At 52.3% G+C, this 17,281-nt stretch carries 14 protein-coding genes; 10 read left to right on the top strand and 4 right to left on the bottom strand.

Annotated elements, in window-relative coordinates; translation table 11 throughout:
* Positions 1 to 3: 3 nt before the first annotated feature.
* From JS578_04875 to JS578_04860, 4 genes are all read left to right on the top strand, one after another.
* Positions 4 to 939: a nucleoside recognition domain-containing protein gene (locus JS578_04875; protein QRX64580.1), complete on the top strand. Its 936-nt coding sequence runs from the start codon at positions 4 to 6 to the stop codon at positions 937 to 939.
* Positions 940 to 1,022: 83 nt separating this feature from the next.
* Complete coding sequence (gene metH / locus JS578_04870; GenBank protein ID QRX64579.1) at positions 1,023 to 4,715, top strand: methionine synthase; 3,693 nt, start codon at positions 1,023 to 1,025, stop codon at positions 4,713 to 4,715.
* Positions 4,716 to 4,749: 34 nt separating this feature from the next.
* Positions 4,750 to 5,781 (top strand): threonine aldolase, encoded by a 1,032-nt coding sequence (locus JS578_04865; protein ID QRX64578.1) that lies wholly within the window; start codon positions 4,750 to 4,752, stop codon positions 5,779 to 5,781.
* A gap of 33 nt (positions 5,782 to 5,814) precedes the next feature.
* Positions 5,815 to 6,378 (top strand): DUF2179 domain-containing protein, encoded by a 564-nt coding sequence (locus JS578_04860; protein ID QRX64577.1) that lies wholly within the window; start codon positions 5,815 to 5,817, stop codon positions 6,376 to 6,378.
* A gap of 1 nt (position 6,379) precedes the next feature.
* On the opposite strand, the gene JS578_04855 is transcribed toward JS578_04860, so the two are convergent.
* The 4 genes from JS578_04855 to JS578_04840 all read right to left on the bottom strand — a co-directional run bounded on the left by JS578_04855 (position 6,380) and on the right by JS578_04840 (position 11,236).
* Entirely contained in the window at positions 6,380 to 6,580 is a 201-nt protein-coding gene (locus JS578_04855) for a hypothetical protein (GenBank protein QRX64576.1), read from the bottom strand.
* On the bottom strand, positions 6,577 to 7,365 hold the full coding sequence (gene mazG / locus JS578_04850) for a nucleoside triphosphate pyrophosphohydrolase (protein QRX64922.1): 789 nt from the start codon (positions 7,363 to 7,365) through the stop codon (positions 6,577 to 6,579). The genes JS578_04855 and mazG overlap by 4 nt, the downstream gene beginning before the upstream one ends.
* Before the next feature lie 47 nt (positions 7,366 to 7,412).
* Positions 7,413 to 9,452: a thioredoxin family protein gene (locus tag JS578_04845; protein QRX64575.1), complete on the bottom strand. Its 2,040-nt coding sequence runs from the start codon at positions 9,450 to 9,452 to the stop codon at positions 7,413 to 7,415.
* Between the two features lie 329 nt (positions 9,453 to 9,781).
* Positions 9,782 to 11,236: a catalase gene (locus JS578_04840; protein ID QRX64921.1), complete on the bottom strand. Its 1,455-nt coding sequence runs from the start codon at positions 11,234 to 11,236 to the stop codon at positions 9,782 to 9,784.
* Positions 11,237 to 11,610: 374 nt separating this feature from the next.
* Here JS578_04840 and dnaB point away from each other — a divergent pair, with 374 nt between their 5' ends.
* From dnaB to trxA, 6 genes are all read left to right on the top strand, one after another.
* Positions 11,611 to 13,146: a replicative DNA helicase gene (gene dnaB / locus JS578_04835; GenBank protein QRX64574.1), complete on the top strand. Its 1,536-nt coding sequence runs from the start codon at positions 11,611 to 11,613 to the stop codon at positions 13,144 to 13,146.
* 267 nt (positions 13,147 to 13,413) lie between these two features.
* Complete coding sequence (locus tag JS578_04830) at positions 13,414 to 15,372, top strand: LysM peptidoglycan-binding domain-containing protein (GenBank protein QRX64573.1); 1,959 nt, start codon at positions 13,414 to 13,416, stop codon at positions 15,370 to 15,372.
* A complete protein-coding gene (locus tag JS578_04825; GenBank protein QRX64572.1) occupies positions 15,369 to 16,061 on the top strand; it encodes a PorT family protein in 693 nt (230 codons plus the stop codon). Before JS578_04830 ends, JS578_04825 begins: the two co-directional genes overlap by 4 nt.
* Before the next feature lie 104 nt (positions 16,062 to 16,165).
* Positions 16,166 to 16,483, top strand: coding sequence for a winged helix-turn-helix transcriptional regulator (locus JS578_04820; protein ID QRX64571.1), 318 nt, complete (start codon positions 16,166 to 16,168; stop codon positions 16,481 to 16,483).
* A gap of 24 nt (positions 16,484 to 16,507) precedes the next feature.
* Complete coding sequence (locus JS578_04815; GenBank protein ID QRX64570.1) at positions 16,508 to 16,759, top strand: hypothetical protein; 252 nt, start codon at positions 16,508 to 16,510, stop codon at positions 16,757 to 16,759.
* A gap of 35 nt (positions 16,760 to 16,794) precedes the next feature.
* Entirely contained in the window at positions 16,795 to 17,280 is a 486-nt protein-coding gene (gene trxA / locus JS578_04810) for a thioredoxin (protein QRX64920.1), read from the top strand.
* Position 17,281: the final 1 nt, after the last annotated feature.

Raw genomic sequence — 17,281 nt, 5'->3', positions numbered from 1 at the left:
CCCATGCAAAAGCAATCCTGGAAAAAGTTGATGCTGCAGGCCGCCGGCAAGTCGGGTCGCACCACCCTCTGGCTGTTGCGCATCATCCTGCCTATATCGCTGCTGGTGCGCTTGCTCGATTATTTCGGGGCACTGGCATGGCTGGCCGGCTTCCTCGATCCGCTTTTTGTCAACATGGGTCTCCCAGGTAGCACCGCCATCGTCTTCATCACCAGCATCTTCCTTCCGCTTTACGCTCCCCTGGCAATCATTACCTCTCTGCCAATTACCCTGCGTGAGCTGACCATCCTGGCGCTGATGTGCCAGATCTCCCACAACCTACCTGTGGAGAGCGCCATACAAGCCAAGACAGGAACCTCCTTCTGGGCGATGACACTGTTGCGCATCGCTATGAGCATCGTCGTGGGGGTGCTGCTCAACCTGATTCTCCCCGCAGAGATGGGAATGCCTCTTTTCGCACAGGGAAACGTAGTCACAGCCACCTCATTGGGAACACTGCTGATTCTCTGGCTGAAGAGCTCACTCCATATAGCCTTGCTCATCCTGGTTATCGTCTTCCTCCTGAACCTGCTCTACAGCGTGCTGGAAGCCTATCGGCTAATCCCTAAGCTCAGCCGGGCGATTGAACCGCTGCTCACCCTCTTCGGACTGCCCGGGAGTACCGCATTCCTCTGGTTGATCGGCTACATCGTGGGACTGGCCTACGGAGGAGCACTGATGATTGACCAGATGAAGGAGGGCAAGGTAACCCGTTCGGAAGCGAGCCTGCTGAACCATCACCTGGCGGTTTCACATTCCGTCCTGGAAGATAACCTGCTCTTCGTGGCGTTGGGTGTCTCTCTCTGGTGGATCCTGGCCGTACGTTTCACGATTGCCTTCGCCGTGGTCTGGCTGAGACGATTCTGGCTCACCCTGAGAAATCGCTGGATCACATTTTAGCCTCCTTTTTGCCGATATGTCGGAACGATTGGTTATTTTTGAGGTTATCAATAAAGTAGAGAACTGTTTTAGATGTTATTCCCATGAACAAGATTGAACAAATGCTGGCCGATCGCATCCTGATTTTGGACGGTGCAATGGGCACGATGATACAACGCTATGGCCTTGCGGAGGCCGATTTCCGTGGAGAGCGATTCGCCGATTCGCATAAGTTGCTCAAGGGCAACAATGACCTGCTCTCCATCACTCGACCTGATGTGATTGGTGCCATCCACCGCCAGTATCTCGATGCCGGTGCCGACATCATCGAGACCAACACTTTTAACGCCACCGCCATCTCGATGCAGGATTACGGCATGAGCCACCTGGCGGCAGAGATCAACCTCGCCGCCGCACGACTGGCACGGGAGGCGGCCGACGAGTATACCCTCAAAACGCCCCACAAGCCACGCTTCGTGGCCGGGTCCATCGGTCCCACCAACAAGACCGCGTCGATGAGTCCCCGCGTGGAGGACCCTATGTACCGTGCGGCCACTTTCGATGACTTTAGGAAAGCTTACCACGAGCAGATCACCGCCTTGGTGAAGGGTGGGGTGGATCTGCTGCTGATCGAGACCATCTTCGATACCCTCAACGCCAAGGCGGCCATCTATGCTGCCCGGGAAGTGGCCGCGGAGACCGGTATCGACACACCCCTCATGTTGTCGGTGACCATCACCGACCGCGCGGGCAGAACCCTCTCGGGACAGACCCTCGAGGCATTCGTGGCCTCCGTGAGTCATGCAAAACCTCTCTCCATCGGACTGAACTGCTCTTTCGGTGCAGCCGATCTGAAACCTTACGTGAAGGAGCTGGGGCGCATAGCCCCCTTTTTCATCAGTGCCTATCCCAATGCGGGGTTGCCCAATCAGTTGGGTGAGTATGACGAGACGCCTGAGAAGATGGCGCTGCAGATCAGGGAGTTTATGGAAGAGGGACTGGTCAACATCATCGGTGGCTGCTGCGGCACCACCCCCGATCACATCGCCCGCTATGTAGCGATGGCGGAGAGTGCCCCTCCCCACCGGAAGGCAGAGCCACCTGCTTATCTGCAACTCTCGGGGTTGGAGATGCTGGAGGTCTCGCCACTCATCAACTTCATGAACATCGGTGAACGCTGCAATGTGGCCGGCTCTCGTCGTTTCCTGCGACTGATACAGGAGAAGAAATATGAGGAGGCGCTCGACATCGCCCGCCGCCAAGTGGAGGATGGAGCCCAGGCACTCGATATCAACATGGATGAGGGACTGCTCGAGGGAGCAGAAGAGATGACCCGTTTCCTCAATCTGTTAGCTTCCGACCCCGACGTGTCGCGGGTACCAATCATGATTGACTCCTCCAAGTGGGAGGTGCTGGAGGCGGGACTCAAATGCGTGCAGGGCAAGTCAATCGTCAACTCCATTTCCCTGAAGAACGGCGAGAATGAATTCCTGCACGAGGCTCTGCTAGCGCAGCGCTATGGTGCCGCGGTGGTGGTGATGGCCTTCGACGAGAAAGGACAAGCCGACACCTTCGAGCGGCGCACTGAGATCTGCAGTCGTGCCTACAAGCTGCTTACCGACAATGGTTTTGATCCCAGGGATATCATCTTCGACCCCAACGTGCTGGCCATCGCCACCGGTATCGAGGAACATCGCAACTACGGCGTGGATTATATCCGCACCGTTCGCTGGATCAAGGAGCACCTGCCCCACGCCAAGGTGAGCGGCGGGGTGAGCAACCTCTCCTTCTCCTTCCGCGGCAACGAGTCGGTGCGTGAGATGATGCATTCCGTTTTTCTCTATCATGCCATCGCAGCCGGGCTGGACATGGGAATTGTGAACCCCGGCCAGTCGGTGATCTATGAGGATATCCCGGCCGATGTGCGGGAGCTGATGGAGGATGCTGTGCTCAACCGAAGGGAGGATGCCACCGAGCGGCTCATGGAGTATGCCGAGAAGATCAAAGGCGACAAATCAGATAACGGCGCTGCCGCCAAGTCGGAGGAGTGGCGTCAGCTGACCCTGGAAGAACGACTGAGTCATGCCCTTGTGAAAGGAATTGGCGACTATATGGAGGAGGATCTGGCGGAGGCATTGGAGGCCTATCCCCGGGCGGTGGATATCATCGACAAGCCGTTGATGGATGGGATGAACCGCGTGGGCGACCTCTTCGAGTCGGGTAAGATGTTCCTGCCCCAGGTGGTGAAGGCAGCCCGCACCATGAAGAAAGCGGTAGCAATCCTGCAGCCGGTGATCGAAGCAGAGAAAAGCTCCGGAGGAGGCTCTCAGAAGGCAGGCAAGATTGTGCTTGCCACGGTGAAAGGGGACGTGCACGACATCGGCAAGAACATCGTCTCCATCATCCTCGCTTGCAATAACTACGAGATCATCGACCTGGGGGTGATGGTTCCCCCCGAGCAGATCATTGAAACAGTGAAAAGGGAACAACCGGACATGGTGGGACTCAGCGGTCTGATCACCCCCTCGCTCGAGGAGATGGCTGTCGTGGCTGCCGAGATGGAGAAAGAGGGTTTCACCCTGCCGCTGCTCATTGGTGGCGCCACCACCTCGCGTCTGCATACGGCACTGAAGATCGAACCCAAATATGGCAACGGCCCTGTGGTATATGTGAAGGATGCCTCCCAGAGCCCCTCGGCGGTCGCCAACCTGCTGAACAGTGAGAACCGGGATGCCTACATCCGGAAGATCAGCGAAGATTATGCACTGCTGCGGGAGCACCGTGCACAGAAGCAGGTGAAGCTGGTCACCCTCGATGAGGCCAGGCAGAACCCCTTCCGTATCGAATGGGAGAAGTGGCAGCCACCGGTACCCCGTAAGCCGGGACGCACTGTGTTGCATAAGATCCCGATGGAGGAGATCATTCCTTACATCGACTGGAAGTTCTTCTTCCATGCCTGGAACCTCTCGGCCAAGTTCCACACAGTGACACGCATCGACCGTTGCGAGCGTTGTCGTGCCGAGTGGGTAGCCACTTACCGTGAGGAGGAGAAGGAGAAAGCGATGGAGGCTGCACGCCTCTACGATGATGCCTACGATATCCTGCAGCGTTTCTGTGACGAGGATGCCGATTACATTCGTGCGGTGCTGGGCCTCTACGAGGCATCGAGCGGCGACGATACCATCCTGATCGACGGAAAGCCTTTCCCCTTCCTGCGGCAGCAGAAGGAGAACGAGCAGCAGACCTACTTCTGCCTGAGCGATTTCATTGCACCACAGGAGAGTGGCATCACCGATTGGATTGGTGCCTTCGCAGTCACTGGGGGTGCCGGTGCCGATGCTCTGCTGCATCAGTATGATGAGGAGGGTGATGCCTACGCTTCCCTGTTGGTGAAGTCGCTGCTCGACCGGCTGGCGGAAGCGGCCACCGAGTGGCTCCATGCAAAGGTGCGGCGTGAGTACTGGGGCTATGCGTCGGGCGAATCACTCACGGTGGCGGAGATGTTCGCCGTGAAGTATGCTGGTATCCGCCCCGCGGTGGGCTACCCCTCCATCCCGGACCAGACGGTCAACTTCCTGCTGCATGACCTGCTGGGGAGTGAGGAGATCGGTATCTCCCTCACCGAGAACGGTGTGATGTATCCCAATGCGGCCGTGAGCGGCCTCTTCTTTGCCCACCCGCAGTCGAAGTACTTCGCCATCGGTGAGATATCGGAAGAGCAGGTGGCCGATTATGCACGGCGAAAAGGAAGCGATTCTGAGATGATACGCAAGTTCCTGCTGGCAAATCTGGTCTAAGTTAGTATCTTTGCATCCCCAAAACGAAAAAATTATGCGAAGTTTCGGAAGTGACAACAACTCGGGTGTACATCCCCGTATCATCGAAGCCCTTGCATCGGCAAACAGCGATCATGCCATCGCCTATGGTGATGATCCCTGGACAGCTGAGGCTGCCGCCGTGGTGCGGGAGTTGCTGGGAGAGAATTTCATTGAGCCTTTTTTCATGCTCAACGGCACGGGTGCCAATGTGGTGGCGCTACAAGCCTGCACGCTGCCGTTTCATTCCATCCTCTGTGCTGCCACCGCCCATATCGCGGTGGATGAGTGCGGGGCACCGGTGAAGCTGACAGGGGCATCGCTCAAGGAGATCGATACACCTGACGGCAAGCTCACGCCTGAACTGGTTCGTCCCCACCTCCACGGGTTCGGCTTCGAGCATCACTCGCAACCAAGGGTGATTGCCATCTCACAGACCACAGAGCTGGGGACCGCCTACACCCCTGATGAGATCAGTGCGCTGGCAGAGCTCGCACACGCCCATGAGATGCTGCTCTTCGTGGATGGTACCCGCATAGCCAATGCCTGTGCAATGCTGGGTCTGTCGCTGAGGGAGATGACTATAGATTGTGGAGTGGATATTTTTACCCTGGGAGGCACCAAGAATGGGCTGATGTTCGGTGAGGTGCTTGTGCCCCTGCGGGAGGAGTTGGCACAGCATATCCGTTATTACCGGAAGCAGACCACCCAGCTATATTCCAAGATGCGATACATCGCCGCGCAGTTCATCCCCTACTTGCGTGAGAACCTCTGGCTGGAGAACGCACACCGTTCGAATGTTGCGGCGCAGATGCTGTACCGCGAGATGAGCAGGGTGAAAGGGATTGAGATCACGCAGAAGGTGGAGTCGAACGCGATCTTCTTCATCCTTCCAAAAAGCATCACCGACCGTCTGCGCGAGCGTTATTTCTTCTACGACTGGGATGAGAGCCGCAACGAGATGCGGCTGGTCTGTTCGTGGGACACCACAGAAGAGGATATCAAACAATTTTCAGACGTTCTTTTCAAGCTAACAGCTGACAGCTGATAGCTTATCGCATACAGCTAAAAAAATATTACAATGTTCGATTTCTTAGACGTTTACCCCTGGTTGTTGCCCGTGATCATCTTTTTCGGCCGCGTGGTGGATGTGTCGCTCGGCACACTGCGCATCATTTTCGTCTCGAAAGGTGAAAAATACAAGGCACCTTTGATAGGCTTCGTGGAGGTATTTATCTGGGTGGTGATCATCTCTCAGATTCTCTCACGCGCCAATGATATGCTGGCATATCTCTCCTATGCCGCCGGTTATGCCGCCGGTAATTACGTAGGGATACTGCTCGAGCAACGCATCGCCTATGGGATCGTACTCTGCCGCATCTATACCCAGAAGAATGGTGCTCACCTGGTGAAGATACTGAATAAACTTAATTTCGGGGCCACTCTGACACATGGTGAAGGATCGACCGATGCAGTCGACATCATTGAAACGGTGATCGATCGCAAGGAGATGAAAAAGATGGAGCGCACGCTCAGTGAGTTTGATAAGAATATCTTCTACGTGGTGGAAGATGTGCGTACGCGTCAAAACGGTATCTTCCCGAAACGAAAGTCAATCCTGGCGCAATGGCGGCTCGGGAAATAGGTCAGACCAGATTGTTGACCGTACCTCTCCAGGAGCATCCGAGGCAGTAGAGCAACGAGGTGTCAAACCCTTCGAGTGATTCATTTTCATGAATCGGCTGGATCTCTTTTTCTTTCGTGATTGTTACCACCAGTCTTTCTCCTGCTGCGTTGAGCAGGTAGAAGCGGCGTATCTTGCATTGCGGACAGAGCAGGTTCTTCATGCTTTTTCCGTTTTTTTTGCTTCCTGCCAGAAGGCTTCCATCTCTTCCAGCGTTACCTCTTTCAATTGGCGTCCCTGTTCACGGAGCTTCTGCTCCATGTAGATGAAACGGTAGATAAACTTGCGGTTGGTGCGTTCCAGCGCGTTGTCGGGATTTACCTTGTAGAGTCGTGCAGCGTTGATGATGCTGAAGAGCATGTCGCCAAACTCAGCTTCCATCCGGTCGGCATCCAAACCTTCAATTTCAGCTTCCAGCTCTCCCAACTCCTCCTTTACTTTCTCCCATACATCCTGGCGTTCATTCCAGTCGAAACCGGCATTGCGCGCCTTGTCCTGGATGCGATAGGCTTTCACCAAAGCAGGCAGGGCGGAGGGAACGCCTTCGAGTACCGTCTTGTTTCCACCTTTTTCCTTCAGCTTGATCTGCTCCCAGCTCTTCTCCACCATACCGGCGGAGCCGGCCTGTTGGTCGCCGAAGACATGGGGATGGCGGAAGATGAGCTTGTCACAGATGGCAAGGCAGACATCCCCGATGTCGAACGCCTCTTTCTCTTCGCCGATCTTCGAATAGAAGACCACGTGCAGCAGCAGGTCGCCCAGCTCTTTTTTGATTTCAGGGTTGTCGTTGGCGATGATTGCCTCGGCCAGCTCGTAGGTCTCTTCGATGGTGTTGGCCCGCAGGCTTTCGTTGGTCTGTTCGCGGTCCCAGGGACACTTCTCCCGCAGTTCGTCCATCACGTCGAGCAACCGCCCGAACGCTTCCATTTTTTCTTCTCTCGTATGCATGTCGAAAAAGGGCAGAGACGACACCGGTCGTCTCTGCATTAAGGTTGTTATTTCTTGAAATTGGTCAGTCCCGTCTCCAGGAAGTCTAGGTATCGCTCCACGTTCTCGTCATAGGCGTAGGAGGGGCTGAGCGGTTTGCCCTCGTGATCGAGCGCGATGTAATAGGGTTGGGCGTTGGCTCCAAACTTGTGGCGCTGCAGGTAGCTCCACTTGTCGCCCACGGTTTTCAGTCGCGTGGTGCGTCCGTTCTCCTCCACCTCGATGATCTCCGGCAGCCGTGTTTTGTCGTCCACCATCAGGGTGACCAGGATGTACTCGTTGTCCAGCAGATCTTTCACCCGCGGGTCGGTCCATACCGAGGCCTCCATCTTGCGGCAGTTGACGCACCCATAGCCTGAGAAGTCGATCAGCAATGGTTTGTTCTGTTGCTTGGCCATCGCCACACCTGTTTCATAGTCGAGTGTCTGCGCATGCACCTCACCCTCGTAAAGATTGAAATCTTGCGTGTAGAGGGGAGGTGAGAAGGCACTGATAGCCTTGAGGGGTGCTCCCCACAGTCCCGGGATCATATAGACCGCGAAGGCGAGTGAGATGATGGAGAGGAAGAGGCGCGGGATGGTGAGGTGCGGTACATCGCTGTCGCCGGGGAACTTGATTTTTCCAAGCAGGTAGATTCCCAGCAGTACAAAGATAACGATCCACAATACCAGGAACACCTCACGGTCGAGGATGCCCCACCCGTAGGCCAGGTCGGCTACCGAGAGGAACTTCAAAGCGAGTGCCAGTTCCAGGAATCCCAGCACCACCTTCACCGAGTTGAGCCATCCGCCCGACTTGGGCATGGTGGAGAGCCAGGAGGGGAAGATGGCGAAGAGGACAAAGGGGATGGCCAGGGCAAGTGCGAAGCCCAGCATGCCGATGGCCGGTGCGATGATGCTGCCGGCGGTGGCAGCCTCCACCAGCAGGGTGCCGATGATGGGGCCGGTGCAGGAGAAGGAGACCAGCACCAGGGTGAAGGCCATGAAGAAGATGCTGAGGACACCCGTTGTGGTGTCTGCCTTCTGGTCCATCTTGTTGGTCCATTTTGAGGGGAGCACCAGTTCGAAGCCACCGAAGAAGGCGATGGCGAAGAAGACCAACAGGGCGAAGAAGATCAGGTTGAACAGAGCACTGGTGGCCAGGTTGTTCAGTGCGCTGGCGCCAAAGATGGCGGTGATGATCAATCCCAGTACCACATAGATCACGATGATGGCGACACCGTAGACCAGTGCCTCACCCACTGCCTTTTTCTTATCTGTCTTGTTCCGTTTCAGGAAGAAGCTGACCGTCATGGGAATCATCGGCCAGACACAGGGTGTCACCAGCGCGATCAGCCCGCCCGCAAAGCCGGAGAGCAGGATCCAGAAGAGTGACATGCCGGCAGTACTGCCCTTCATGCCAAACTGTTGCAGCTCCTCTACCACCGGTGTCCAGAGCAGGTCGCTGTCGAGATCTGAAACCGATACAGTGGTCGCTGCTGCAGCGGTTTCATTGACGGCAGCTTCCAACGGCTGCAGTGCAGTGAGAGGTGCTGTGTTTCCCGATTCGCCTGCAGGCGTTGTTGTTGAGGATGAGACTGTTACCGTTGCCGGCAGAACGGCAGCGCTGAAGGCAAAGTCGTTGGGCAGGGGCGGGGTGCAGCTCTGGTCGTCACAAGCCTGTGCCCGCACATCGCCTGCGATCGCGAAGCTGTTTGTGTCAGTTACCCGTAACCGTTGTACGAAGCGAGCACTTTCCTGGAAGATCCCAATCTGCATGCCGAAGATGGCATCGAACTTCACCTTCGCCTCTTTGCCGGAAGCATGGAACTCACCTACGGGTTCCGCACCGGTAATGTTGTCGAAGCTGATCTGCGTGGGGGTAGGGCCTCCTTCCGGTATCTTGGTGTCATAGAGATACCACCCCTGTTTGATTTTTACATCAGCCACCAGCTCTATTTCTCCGTTGCCGCGATCCTCGAGGGAGAAGCTCCAGCGCATCTCATCCTGAGCAAAGGTGAGCGTAGTAAAGAGCAGAGCCAGCGACAGCAGTGTCGTCAGTTTTTTCATATTCATTGTTCTATCATCTTGTCGTTTAATCTGCAAAGGTAGTGAAATCAGTGAAAAGGATTGGTTGCAGATTGTGAAATAACCCCAAGAGGTATGAAAATGTTCATTTCACCCATACAACCTGAAGAGATGAGACGTATTTCGTTCTAATCTCGTTCTAATCTCGTTCTAATATACGTCTAACATATCCGAGGCAGTTAAGAATCAGATACGTCCCAATTAAAGTGTAATTTAAAGTCGTGTGAGGCGACTTCACAATAAAGAGGCCATCTCATGTGATATCATGAGACGGCCTCTAATACTATTTCTACTGCGAATCCTACTACGAATCAGATAATCCCCGCTTTCTCGTAGGAGATGCCCAGTGCATCAGCCACACCACGCCCATAGGCGGGGTCGGCCTTGTAGCAGTTGCCGATATGGCGGATCTTGATGATCTCATCAGAGCAACCCATGTTCCGGGCGGTGTTTTCAAACAGTCTTTGTTGTTCTTCCGCAGTCATCAGGCGGAAGAGCTTGCCTGGCTGTTCGTAGTAATTGTCATCATCCTCGCGGAAGTTCCACCGTTTGATGTCGCCGTTCACCTTCTGAACAGGCTCGTCATGCTCAGGCTGTTCCTGCCAGATGCTATAGCTGTTGGGTTCATAATGGAGGGCGGCACCCAGATTGCCGTCGACCCGCATCTGACCGTCGCGGTGGTAGGAGTTGTAGCCTTCCTTTACCCCCTTGGGCTGGTTTACCGGGATCTGGTGGTGGTTTACCCCCAGGCGGTAACGCTGCGCATCGCCGTAGGAGAAGAGACGACCCTGCAACATTTTGTCGGGTGAGAAGCCGATACCCGGCACCACGTTGGCAGGGTTGAATGCTGCCTGTTCCACATCCTGGAAGTAGTTGTCCGGATTGCGGTTTAGTTCAAACTCCCCTACCGGGATCAACGGAAAGTCGCCCTTGTACCAAACCTTGGTCAGGTCTAACGGGTTGTAGGGCATCTGCTCAGCCTGCTCCTCGGTCATCACCTGAATGAACATCTTCCATTTGGGGAAATCTCCATTGCCGATGGCCTCGAAGAGGTCGCGCTGGTGGCTCTCCCGATCTTTCCCTACCAACATTTCCGCCTCTGCATCGCTCAGGTTCTCGATTCCCTGCTGGGTCACAAAGTGAAACTTCACCCAGTGACGCACATTGTCGCTGTTGATGAAGCTGTAGGTGTGGCTGCCGAAACCGTGCATGTGGCGATAGCTACGCGGGATGCCGCGATCGCTCATGGTGATGGTCACCTGATGCAACGCTTCGGGCAGATTGCTCCAGAAGTCCCAGTTGTTGTTGGGACTGCGCAGGTTGGTGTGCGGATCACGTTTCACCGCGTGGTTCAGGTCGGGGAACTTGAGCGGGTCACGGAAGAAGAAGACCGGGGTGTTGTTGCCCACAAGGTCCCAGTTGCCCTCTTCTGTGTAGTACTTCATCGCGAAGCCACGGATGTCCCTCTCAGCATCTGCGGCACCCCGCTCACCGGCTACTGTGGAGAAGCGGACGAACATCTCGGTCTGCTTGCCGATCTCGGAGAAGATCTTCGCACGGGTGTACTGGGTAATGTCGTGAGTCACGGTGAAGGTGCCGAAGGCGCCCGAGCCTTTGGCATGCATGCGTCTTTCGGGAATCACCTCGCGGTCGAAGTGTGCCAGTTTCTCCAGGAACCATACATCCTGCAACATCATGGGTCCACGTGGGCCGGCAGTCATTGAGTCCTGGTTGTTACCTACCGGAGCGCCTGCCACGGTAGTCATCTTCTTCCTGTTCTCCTTGTCTTTCTGTTTCTTTAATTCTTCTGCGTTCATACAAATGATTTTATATAGGTTTTAGGTTATTGGTGATTCCCAAGGGAGTGAATGGCATCCAGGATGTCGACCCGTTGAGGCTCGACCCTTAATCCATGGTATTCAATCTTTTATATAGTTGGGGGATACTCCCGTTACTTTTCATTGTCTGATTAGATTTATATAAGAACGGTTCTTGTTTAACAATAACTCATCGAGGTTGTTCAGGAGTTATCAACAGTTTTTTGTTTATAACTTTTGGCGATATAAGCGGGATAAAAATTCTGTCCACAATGAATATCTCTGTACCTTTACAATCTTAAATGCTATATCAGGTCAATTCAATGGAAAAGCAAAAACGTAAACCATCGGTTAAAGTAGTTGAAAAAGCAGTCGTTGCTCCCGATATGGGGAAACTGCCACCGCAGGCAAGAGAACTGGAGGAAGCGGTACTGGGAGCGCTGATGTTGGAAAAAGATGCCTATTCTGTGATCAGTGAGATCCTCAAGCCGGAGAGTTTTTATGATCCGTCTCATCAACTCATATTCGACGCTATACAGGGCCTTGCCATGCAGCAGAAGCCGGTTGACGTGCTCACCGTGGTGGAGGAACTGAAGCGTCGCGGCGAGCTGGAAACAGCCGGTGGTGCCGTCTATGTGGCGGAGCTGAGCGAGAAGGTGGCATCGGCCGCCCACATTGAATACCATTCCCGTATCATCGCCCAGAAGTGCCTTGCCCGTGAGCTGATCTCCTTCTCATCAGAGGTGTCACAACAGGCTTTCGACGAAACGGTCGATGTGGATGACCTGATGCAGGAGACTGAAGGGAGACTCTTCGAAATCTCACAGCGCAACGTGAAGAAGGATGTGATCCAGATCAACCCGGTGATCAAGGAGGCGATGCAGAACATCCAGTTGGCGGCGAACCGCAAGGATGGGATGAGCGGTCTTCCAACCGGCTTCAAGGAGCTGGACAAACTCACCTCCGGGTGGCAGAACTCCGACCTGGTAATCATCGCGGCCCGTCCGGCAATGGGTAAGACCGCCTTTGTGCTCTCAATGGCCAAGAACATGGCACTCGATTTCAAACAACCTGTTGGCATCTTCTCCCTTGAAATGTCGAACGTGCAGCTGGTCAATCGTTTGATCGTCAATGTGTGTCAGATAAAGGGTGAGAGCATCAAAAGCGGAAGGCTGTCGGACGATGAGTGGGAGCGGCTCGACAAGAACCACAAGTTTCTCTACAATGCACCGGTCTACATTGACGATACACCCAGCCTCTCTGTTTTTGAACTGCGTACGAAGGCACGCCGGTTGGTGCGTGAGCATGGTGTCCGGACACTGATTATTGACTACCTGCAGCTGATGAATGCCAGTGGGATGAGCTTCGGTAGCCGCGAACAGGAGGTGAGCATGATATCCCGCTCGCTGAAGGGACTTGCGAAGGAGTTGAACATCCCCATCATTGCGCTCTCTCAGTTGAACCGTGGGGTTGAGTCGCGGCAGGGAAATGAGGGAAAACGACCCCAGCTGGCCGACCTGCGTGAGTCGGGTGCCATTGAGCAGGATGCCGACATCGTCTGTTTCATTCACCGTCCGGAGTACTACCGCATCACGGAAGATGAACGGGGTAACTCATTGGTGGGTATCGCCGAGATTATCGTTGCCAAGCATCGTAACGGTCCCACCGGCATTGCGAGCATGCGCTTTGACAACGAGTATGCACGATTCCAGAACCTGGATGACTATGCCGTTGGCCGAAATTATGTGGAGCGTCCATCACGCATGAATAAACAGGTGGCAAGTGATGAAAATGCTGTTAATGAACCTTTCCCGTCATCTGGGTTCAATGCACAGAAGAAAGATCCGCTCCCCTTTTAATGGAAATGGCAATCCGCTTTCAGGCCTAACTGCCAGACGAATCAACTTGCATGTGATCGTTGAATAAATTGAGGCATCCTGAACCGTAGGGAAGCGTAAAATGTTTAAAACCTGTGAAACAATCGGTCACACCTTGGCGGAAAAAATCATATCCCGATTTTTTTCCCTATTTTTGTCTGTCGGTTGCAGCAACAACCACTCTTTATATATTTACTTAAACAAGAAAAAATGGGTAAGCTCATTCAACTAAGCAGGTTTTTAGTCATCATGATCTGCCTTGTCGCAGGCATACATTCAATGCAAGCCCAGCAGCTTCCATATGAGATAGTTACGGTTGACGGTCAATCATATTACAAATATAAGGTTCAACCTGGTGAAGGACTCTATGCGGTATCACGCATTTTTTCCATCTCCGTAGCTGACTTACTGCGCTACAATCCCGGGTCGAACAACGGACTCCAAAATGGTCAGGAGCTCTTGATTCCTGTCACCCAAGTGTCGGAGAGAGTTCATTCCGATGCTGCACCACAGGATGTTTCCCGTAATGATCCGACGGATCAGAACAACAGCTTCAAGCATACCGTGGTAAAAGGGGAGACTGTCTACAGCATCTCCAACATGTATCATACAACAGTCGACCATATCATCCGGCTCAATCCAGGTGCTGCCGACGGGATTGCAATTGGGGCCGTCCTCACCATCCCCCAGCGACGTGTCATCAGCAAGGAGAAAGAGGAGAATTATCGTTATCACACCATCCTGCCGAAAGAGACGCTCTATTCGGTTGCCAAAACTTACCGGCTGAAACCGGAGGATGTGGTTCGTGCAAATGTAGGGTTATCGGTTGAGAGCTTCCAAATCGGCAAGACCATCCGGATTCCCTTCTTTGAATCTTACGAAGTTGTGAAACCGTTTGAGAAACAAACTGCCAACATCATCCATACCGTGAAGCGGGGAGAGACGCTTTATGGCATTGCAAGAAAATATGGCGTTGAGGTCTCCACACTTGAGCAGATGAACCCGATGCTTTCGGGAGGATTGAAACCCAACATGGAGTTGATCGTTGCTGTGGCCAGGAGTAAGGTTGAAAATCTTGATCCCGGTGAAGAAAATCAGGCAAACAGGTTGCTGACAAAGCAAAGTCCGTCACAACGGGTCGATGTAATGAAGGTCGGATTGTTGCTGCCCTTCCTGGATCAAACCAGCAGGGGACATCTTCGTCTTCAGGAGTACTACGAAGGATTTCTGCTGGCTGTGAACGAGCTGAAAGAGCGTGGTGCAGACCTCGAACTATACGTGTTTGAAATCGGTAAAGGGAACGACACGGGGAAGCTCGAGAGCCTGCTTGGAACCCTTGAGATGCAGTCTCTCAACCTGATTATCGGAGGTGTGAATGATGCCCAGATTAAAGTGTTGTCTGATTTCTCACGATCGAAGAATATCAAATATGTGGTGCCGTTCTCACAAGGCAATGACGAGGTGCTCAACAATGGCTTTATGCTCCAGGTGAATCCCATGAACAGTCTTGTCTATACAAAGACAATAAACTATTTCACTCATAAGTTCAGGAATGCCAATATCATATTTGTTGAAGGGGGAAACAATCCCCAGAAGGAATTTGTCACGTTGTTACAGTCATCGCTCAGACAGCAGAACATACCCTACCAATCAGTTAATGACGTTGCGTCTTTGGCTTCCACAAGTGCACCCTTGCTGCGTCAGGGACAGGAGAACCTGATCCTGCCGATCAGCAGTGATGCTGCATCTTTGCGGCATATTACCTCAGAATTGAAGAAGATACATGAGGCCAATCCGGGAATTGTAACCCATCTCTTTGGACACCCTGACTGGCAAACCTATGGAGATCTGAAAGATGAGTTGACTCAGTTTGGTGCAACCGTCTACACTCCTTTCTTTGTCGATCAGCAGTCATACCAGGCGAAAAGATTTAAGGATGAGTTCAGGAGATGGTATGGACGCGAGCCGATGGAGACTTTTCCCAGTTACGGCATGTGGGGTTACGACACCGCCCTCTATTTCCTGACAGCGCTGCAACGAAACGGCTTGAATTTTGAGCAAAAGATCAACGATGTGAGAGTGGCAACAATCCAGTTTCCATATTATTTTGAACGACTTAACAATTGGGGTGGCTTGATCAATGGTGCTCTTTATATGGTGCACTATGATCAAAACGGAAGCATTTCAAAAACAGAACTGAAGAGATGAGGCAGCTTGTTTTATTGTTTACCCTGTTTTTGACTGTCACTACTCTTTTTGCACAAAAAGAGTCAGCCCGTAATGAGCTTTATCTTGGCGCAGGAGGAGGTGTGGTTTTCAGTAACATCGATTTTATGCCTACCGTAGAACAGACGGAGCATATGGGCATCCTGGGGGGAATCTCATTGAAATACATTTCCGAAAAACATCTCGGCCTGATTGCCGAACTCAACTATGTGCAAAAGGGATGGACTGAAGCATTTAAGCCTGATTCGGAATTCTCCTATCAAAGAACCCTCAGTTACCTGGAAATGCCTTTCTTGACACACATCTACTTTGGAAATAAAACGCGCTTCATCATCAATGCAGGTCCCAAGATCAGCTATCTGTTGGGAGAGCAACATCAGATGAGCAGTGCCCTGGCAGATGATCTTGCACTGCGTCGTGAAGCTGATCCAGATGCACCCATTGGTGTCCAATATGGCTCCTTTGATGCGATGAAAAGGGTGGACTACGGACTGATTGGCGGTCTCGGGTTGGAACTGAAAACTGACATTGGTGATCTCAATTTGGAGGGCCGCTACTACTTCGGACTGGCCGATCTCTTTACCAACAGACGCAGTGATAATGCCTACTTCTCCCGTTCTGCCCATCGCATCATTGAGGGAAAACTTACCTGGTACTTTAAAATTCTCTGAAAAATTTTGTCAATTAAAAAATATGTACTACTTTTGAACATTGATATATGTATATATGTTCATATATTGGTATTATGAAAAAAGTGATGAAACAACAGGAAACAATGGAAATAGATTTAGATCGCACCTATTTTGAGGAGGCAGCCTATATGTTAAAGGCTGTCGCAAACGAAATACGACTCTGTGTGGTGATGCAGCTGACCCGTGCGGAAGAGAAAACCGTTTCGGAGTTGATGGAGGGGATGGATTGCGAGCAATCGTTGCTTTCACATCATCTGACCGATATGCGGGCAAAAGGGATCCTACAGTGTCGTAAAAGTGGTAAGAACAACTATTATTCATTGAAAGACAGGCGCTTCTCCAATGTGCTCCGATGTCTGGTCAATTGTGGCGATGATCATAATGCAAATGGTAAAGTGTGATATCATTTAATAAATGAATGATTTATGAGTTTAAAAGAAAAGAGTAAAAGTTTTTTACTGAAACATTGGTTAAGGATCACCGGTTTTGCCGTGGGGGTGCTTGGAGGATATCTCTACTACTATTATGTAGGATGCGTTTCAGGTACCTGTCCCATCACCTCCAATCCCTATAGGATGATGATTTACGGTGCACTGGTTGGATATCTGCTGTTTGATATTTTTTCAAAAGATGGCAGTAGCAAAAAGAATCAAGAGAAAGTAACCCCTAACGAATAACAAACAGAAGAATGAAGAATCTGACCAAAACCCTGATGACTATTGCCCTGATCTTTGTAGCAGCATCCTGTGTCAACAGTACCAATAAAAGCGATTCGACAGAGAACGCAACAAAAGAAACAACAAACACAATTATAAATTCTGAAAAAAGTATGACAAAAACAATTAAACTGACAAGAGCAGACTTTCTTACCAAAGTGGCAAACTACGAAGCCAACCCTGAAAAATGGGAGTACCTGGGTGACAAACCCTGTATCATCGATTTCTACGCCGACTGGTGTGGTCCCTGCAAGATGGTTGCTCCCATCCTGGAAGAGTTGGCCGCCGAATATGAAGGTGAGATCTACATCTACAAGGTAGACACGGAAGCAGAGCAGCAGCTGGCTGCTGAGTTTGGAATCCGCAGCATTCCTTCACTGCTCTTCTGCCCGATGGGTGAAGCACCCCAGATGGCTCAGGGAGCCCTTCCCAAGGATGCATTCAAGCAGGCCATTGATGAAGTATTGTTGAAAAAATCGTAAA

This window comes from Dysgonomonadaceae bacterium zrk40 (assembly GCA_016916535.1).
GTDB lineage: Bacteria > Bacteroidota > Bacteroidia > Bacteroidales > Dysgonomonadaceae > Proteiniphilum.
This window is presented reverse-complemented; position numbering and strand designations above follow the sequence as displayed.

Bases quoted from the DNA above. Each gene is read 5' to 3' on its own strand.
- JS578_04860 (QRX64577.1), top strand. From the start codon at position 5,815: ATGTTCGATTTCTTAGACGTTTACCCCTGGTTGTTGCCCGTGATCATC.
- JS578_04855 (QRX64576.1), bottom strand. From the start codon at position 6,580: ATGAAGAACCTGCTCTGTCCGCAATGCAAGATACGCCGCTTCTACCTG.
- JS578_04865 (QRX64578.1), top strand. From the start codon at position 4,750: ATGCGAAGTTTCGGAAGTGACAACAACTCGGGTGTACATCCCCGTATC.
- JS578_04820 (QRX64571.1), top strand. From the start codon at position 16,166: ATGGAAATAGATTTAGATCGCACCTATTTTGAGGAGGCAGCCTATATG.
- dnaB (QRX64574.1), top strand. From the start codon at position 11,611: ATGGAAAAGCAAAAACGTAAACCATCGGTTAAAGTAGTTGAAAAAGCA.
- JS578_04875 (QRX64580.1), top strand. From the start codon at position 4: ATGCAAAAGCAATCCTGGAAAAAGTTGATGCTGCAGGCCGCCGGCAAG.
- JS578_04815 (QRX64570.1), top strand. From the start codon at position 16,508: ATGAGTTTAAAAGAAAAGAGTAAAAGTTTTTTACTGAAACATTGGTTA.
- JS578_04825 (QRX64572.1), top strand. From the start codon at position 15,369: ATGAGGCAGCTTGTTTTATTGTTTACCCTGTTTTTGACTGTCACTACT.
- trxA (QRX64920.1), top strand. From the start codon at position 16,795: ATGACTATTGCCCTGATCTTTGTAGCAGCATCCTGTGTCAACAGTACC.
- metH (QRX64579.1), top strand. From the start codon at position 1,023: ATGAACAAGATTGAACAAATGCTGGCCGATCGCATCCTGATTTTGGAC.
- JS578_04830 (QRX64573.1), top strand. From the start codon at position 13,414: ATGATCTGCCTTGTCGCAGGCATACATTCAATGCAAGCCCAGCAGCTT.
- mazG (QRX64922.1), bottom strand. From the start codon at position 7,365: ATGCATACGAGAGAAGAAAAAATGGAAGCGTTCGGGCGGTTGCTCGAC.
- JS578_04845 (QRX64575.1), bottom strand. From the start codon at position 9,452: ATGAAAAAACTGACGACACTGCTGTCGCTGGCTCTGCTCTTTACTACG.
- JS578_04840 (QRX64921.1), bottom strand. From the start codon at position 11,236: ATGACTACCGTGGCAGGCGCTCCGGTAGGTAACAACCAGGACTCAATG.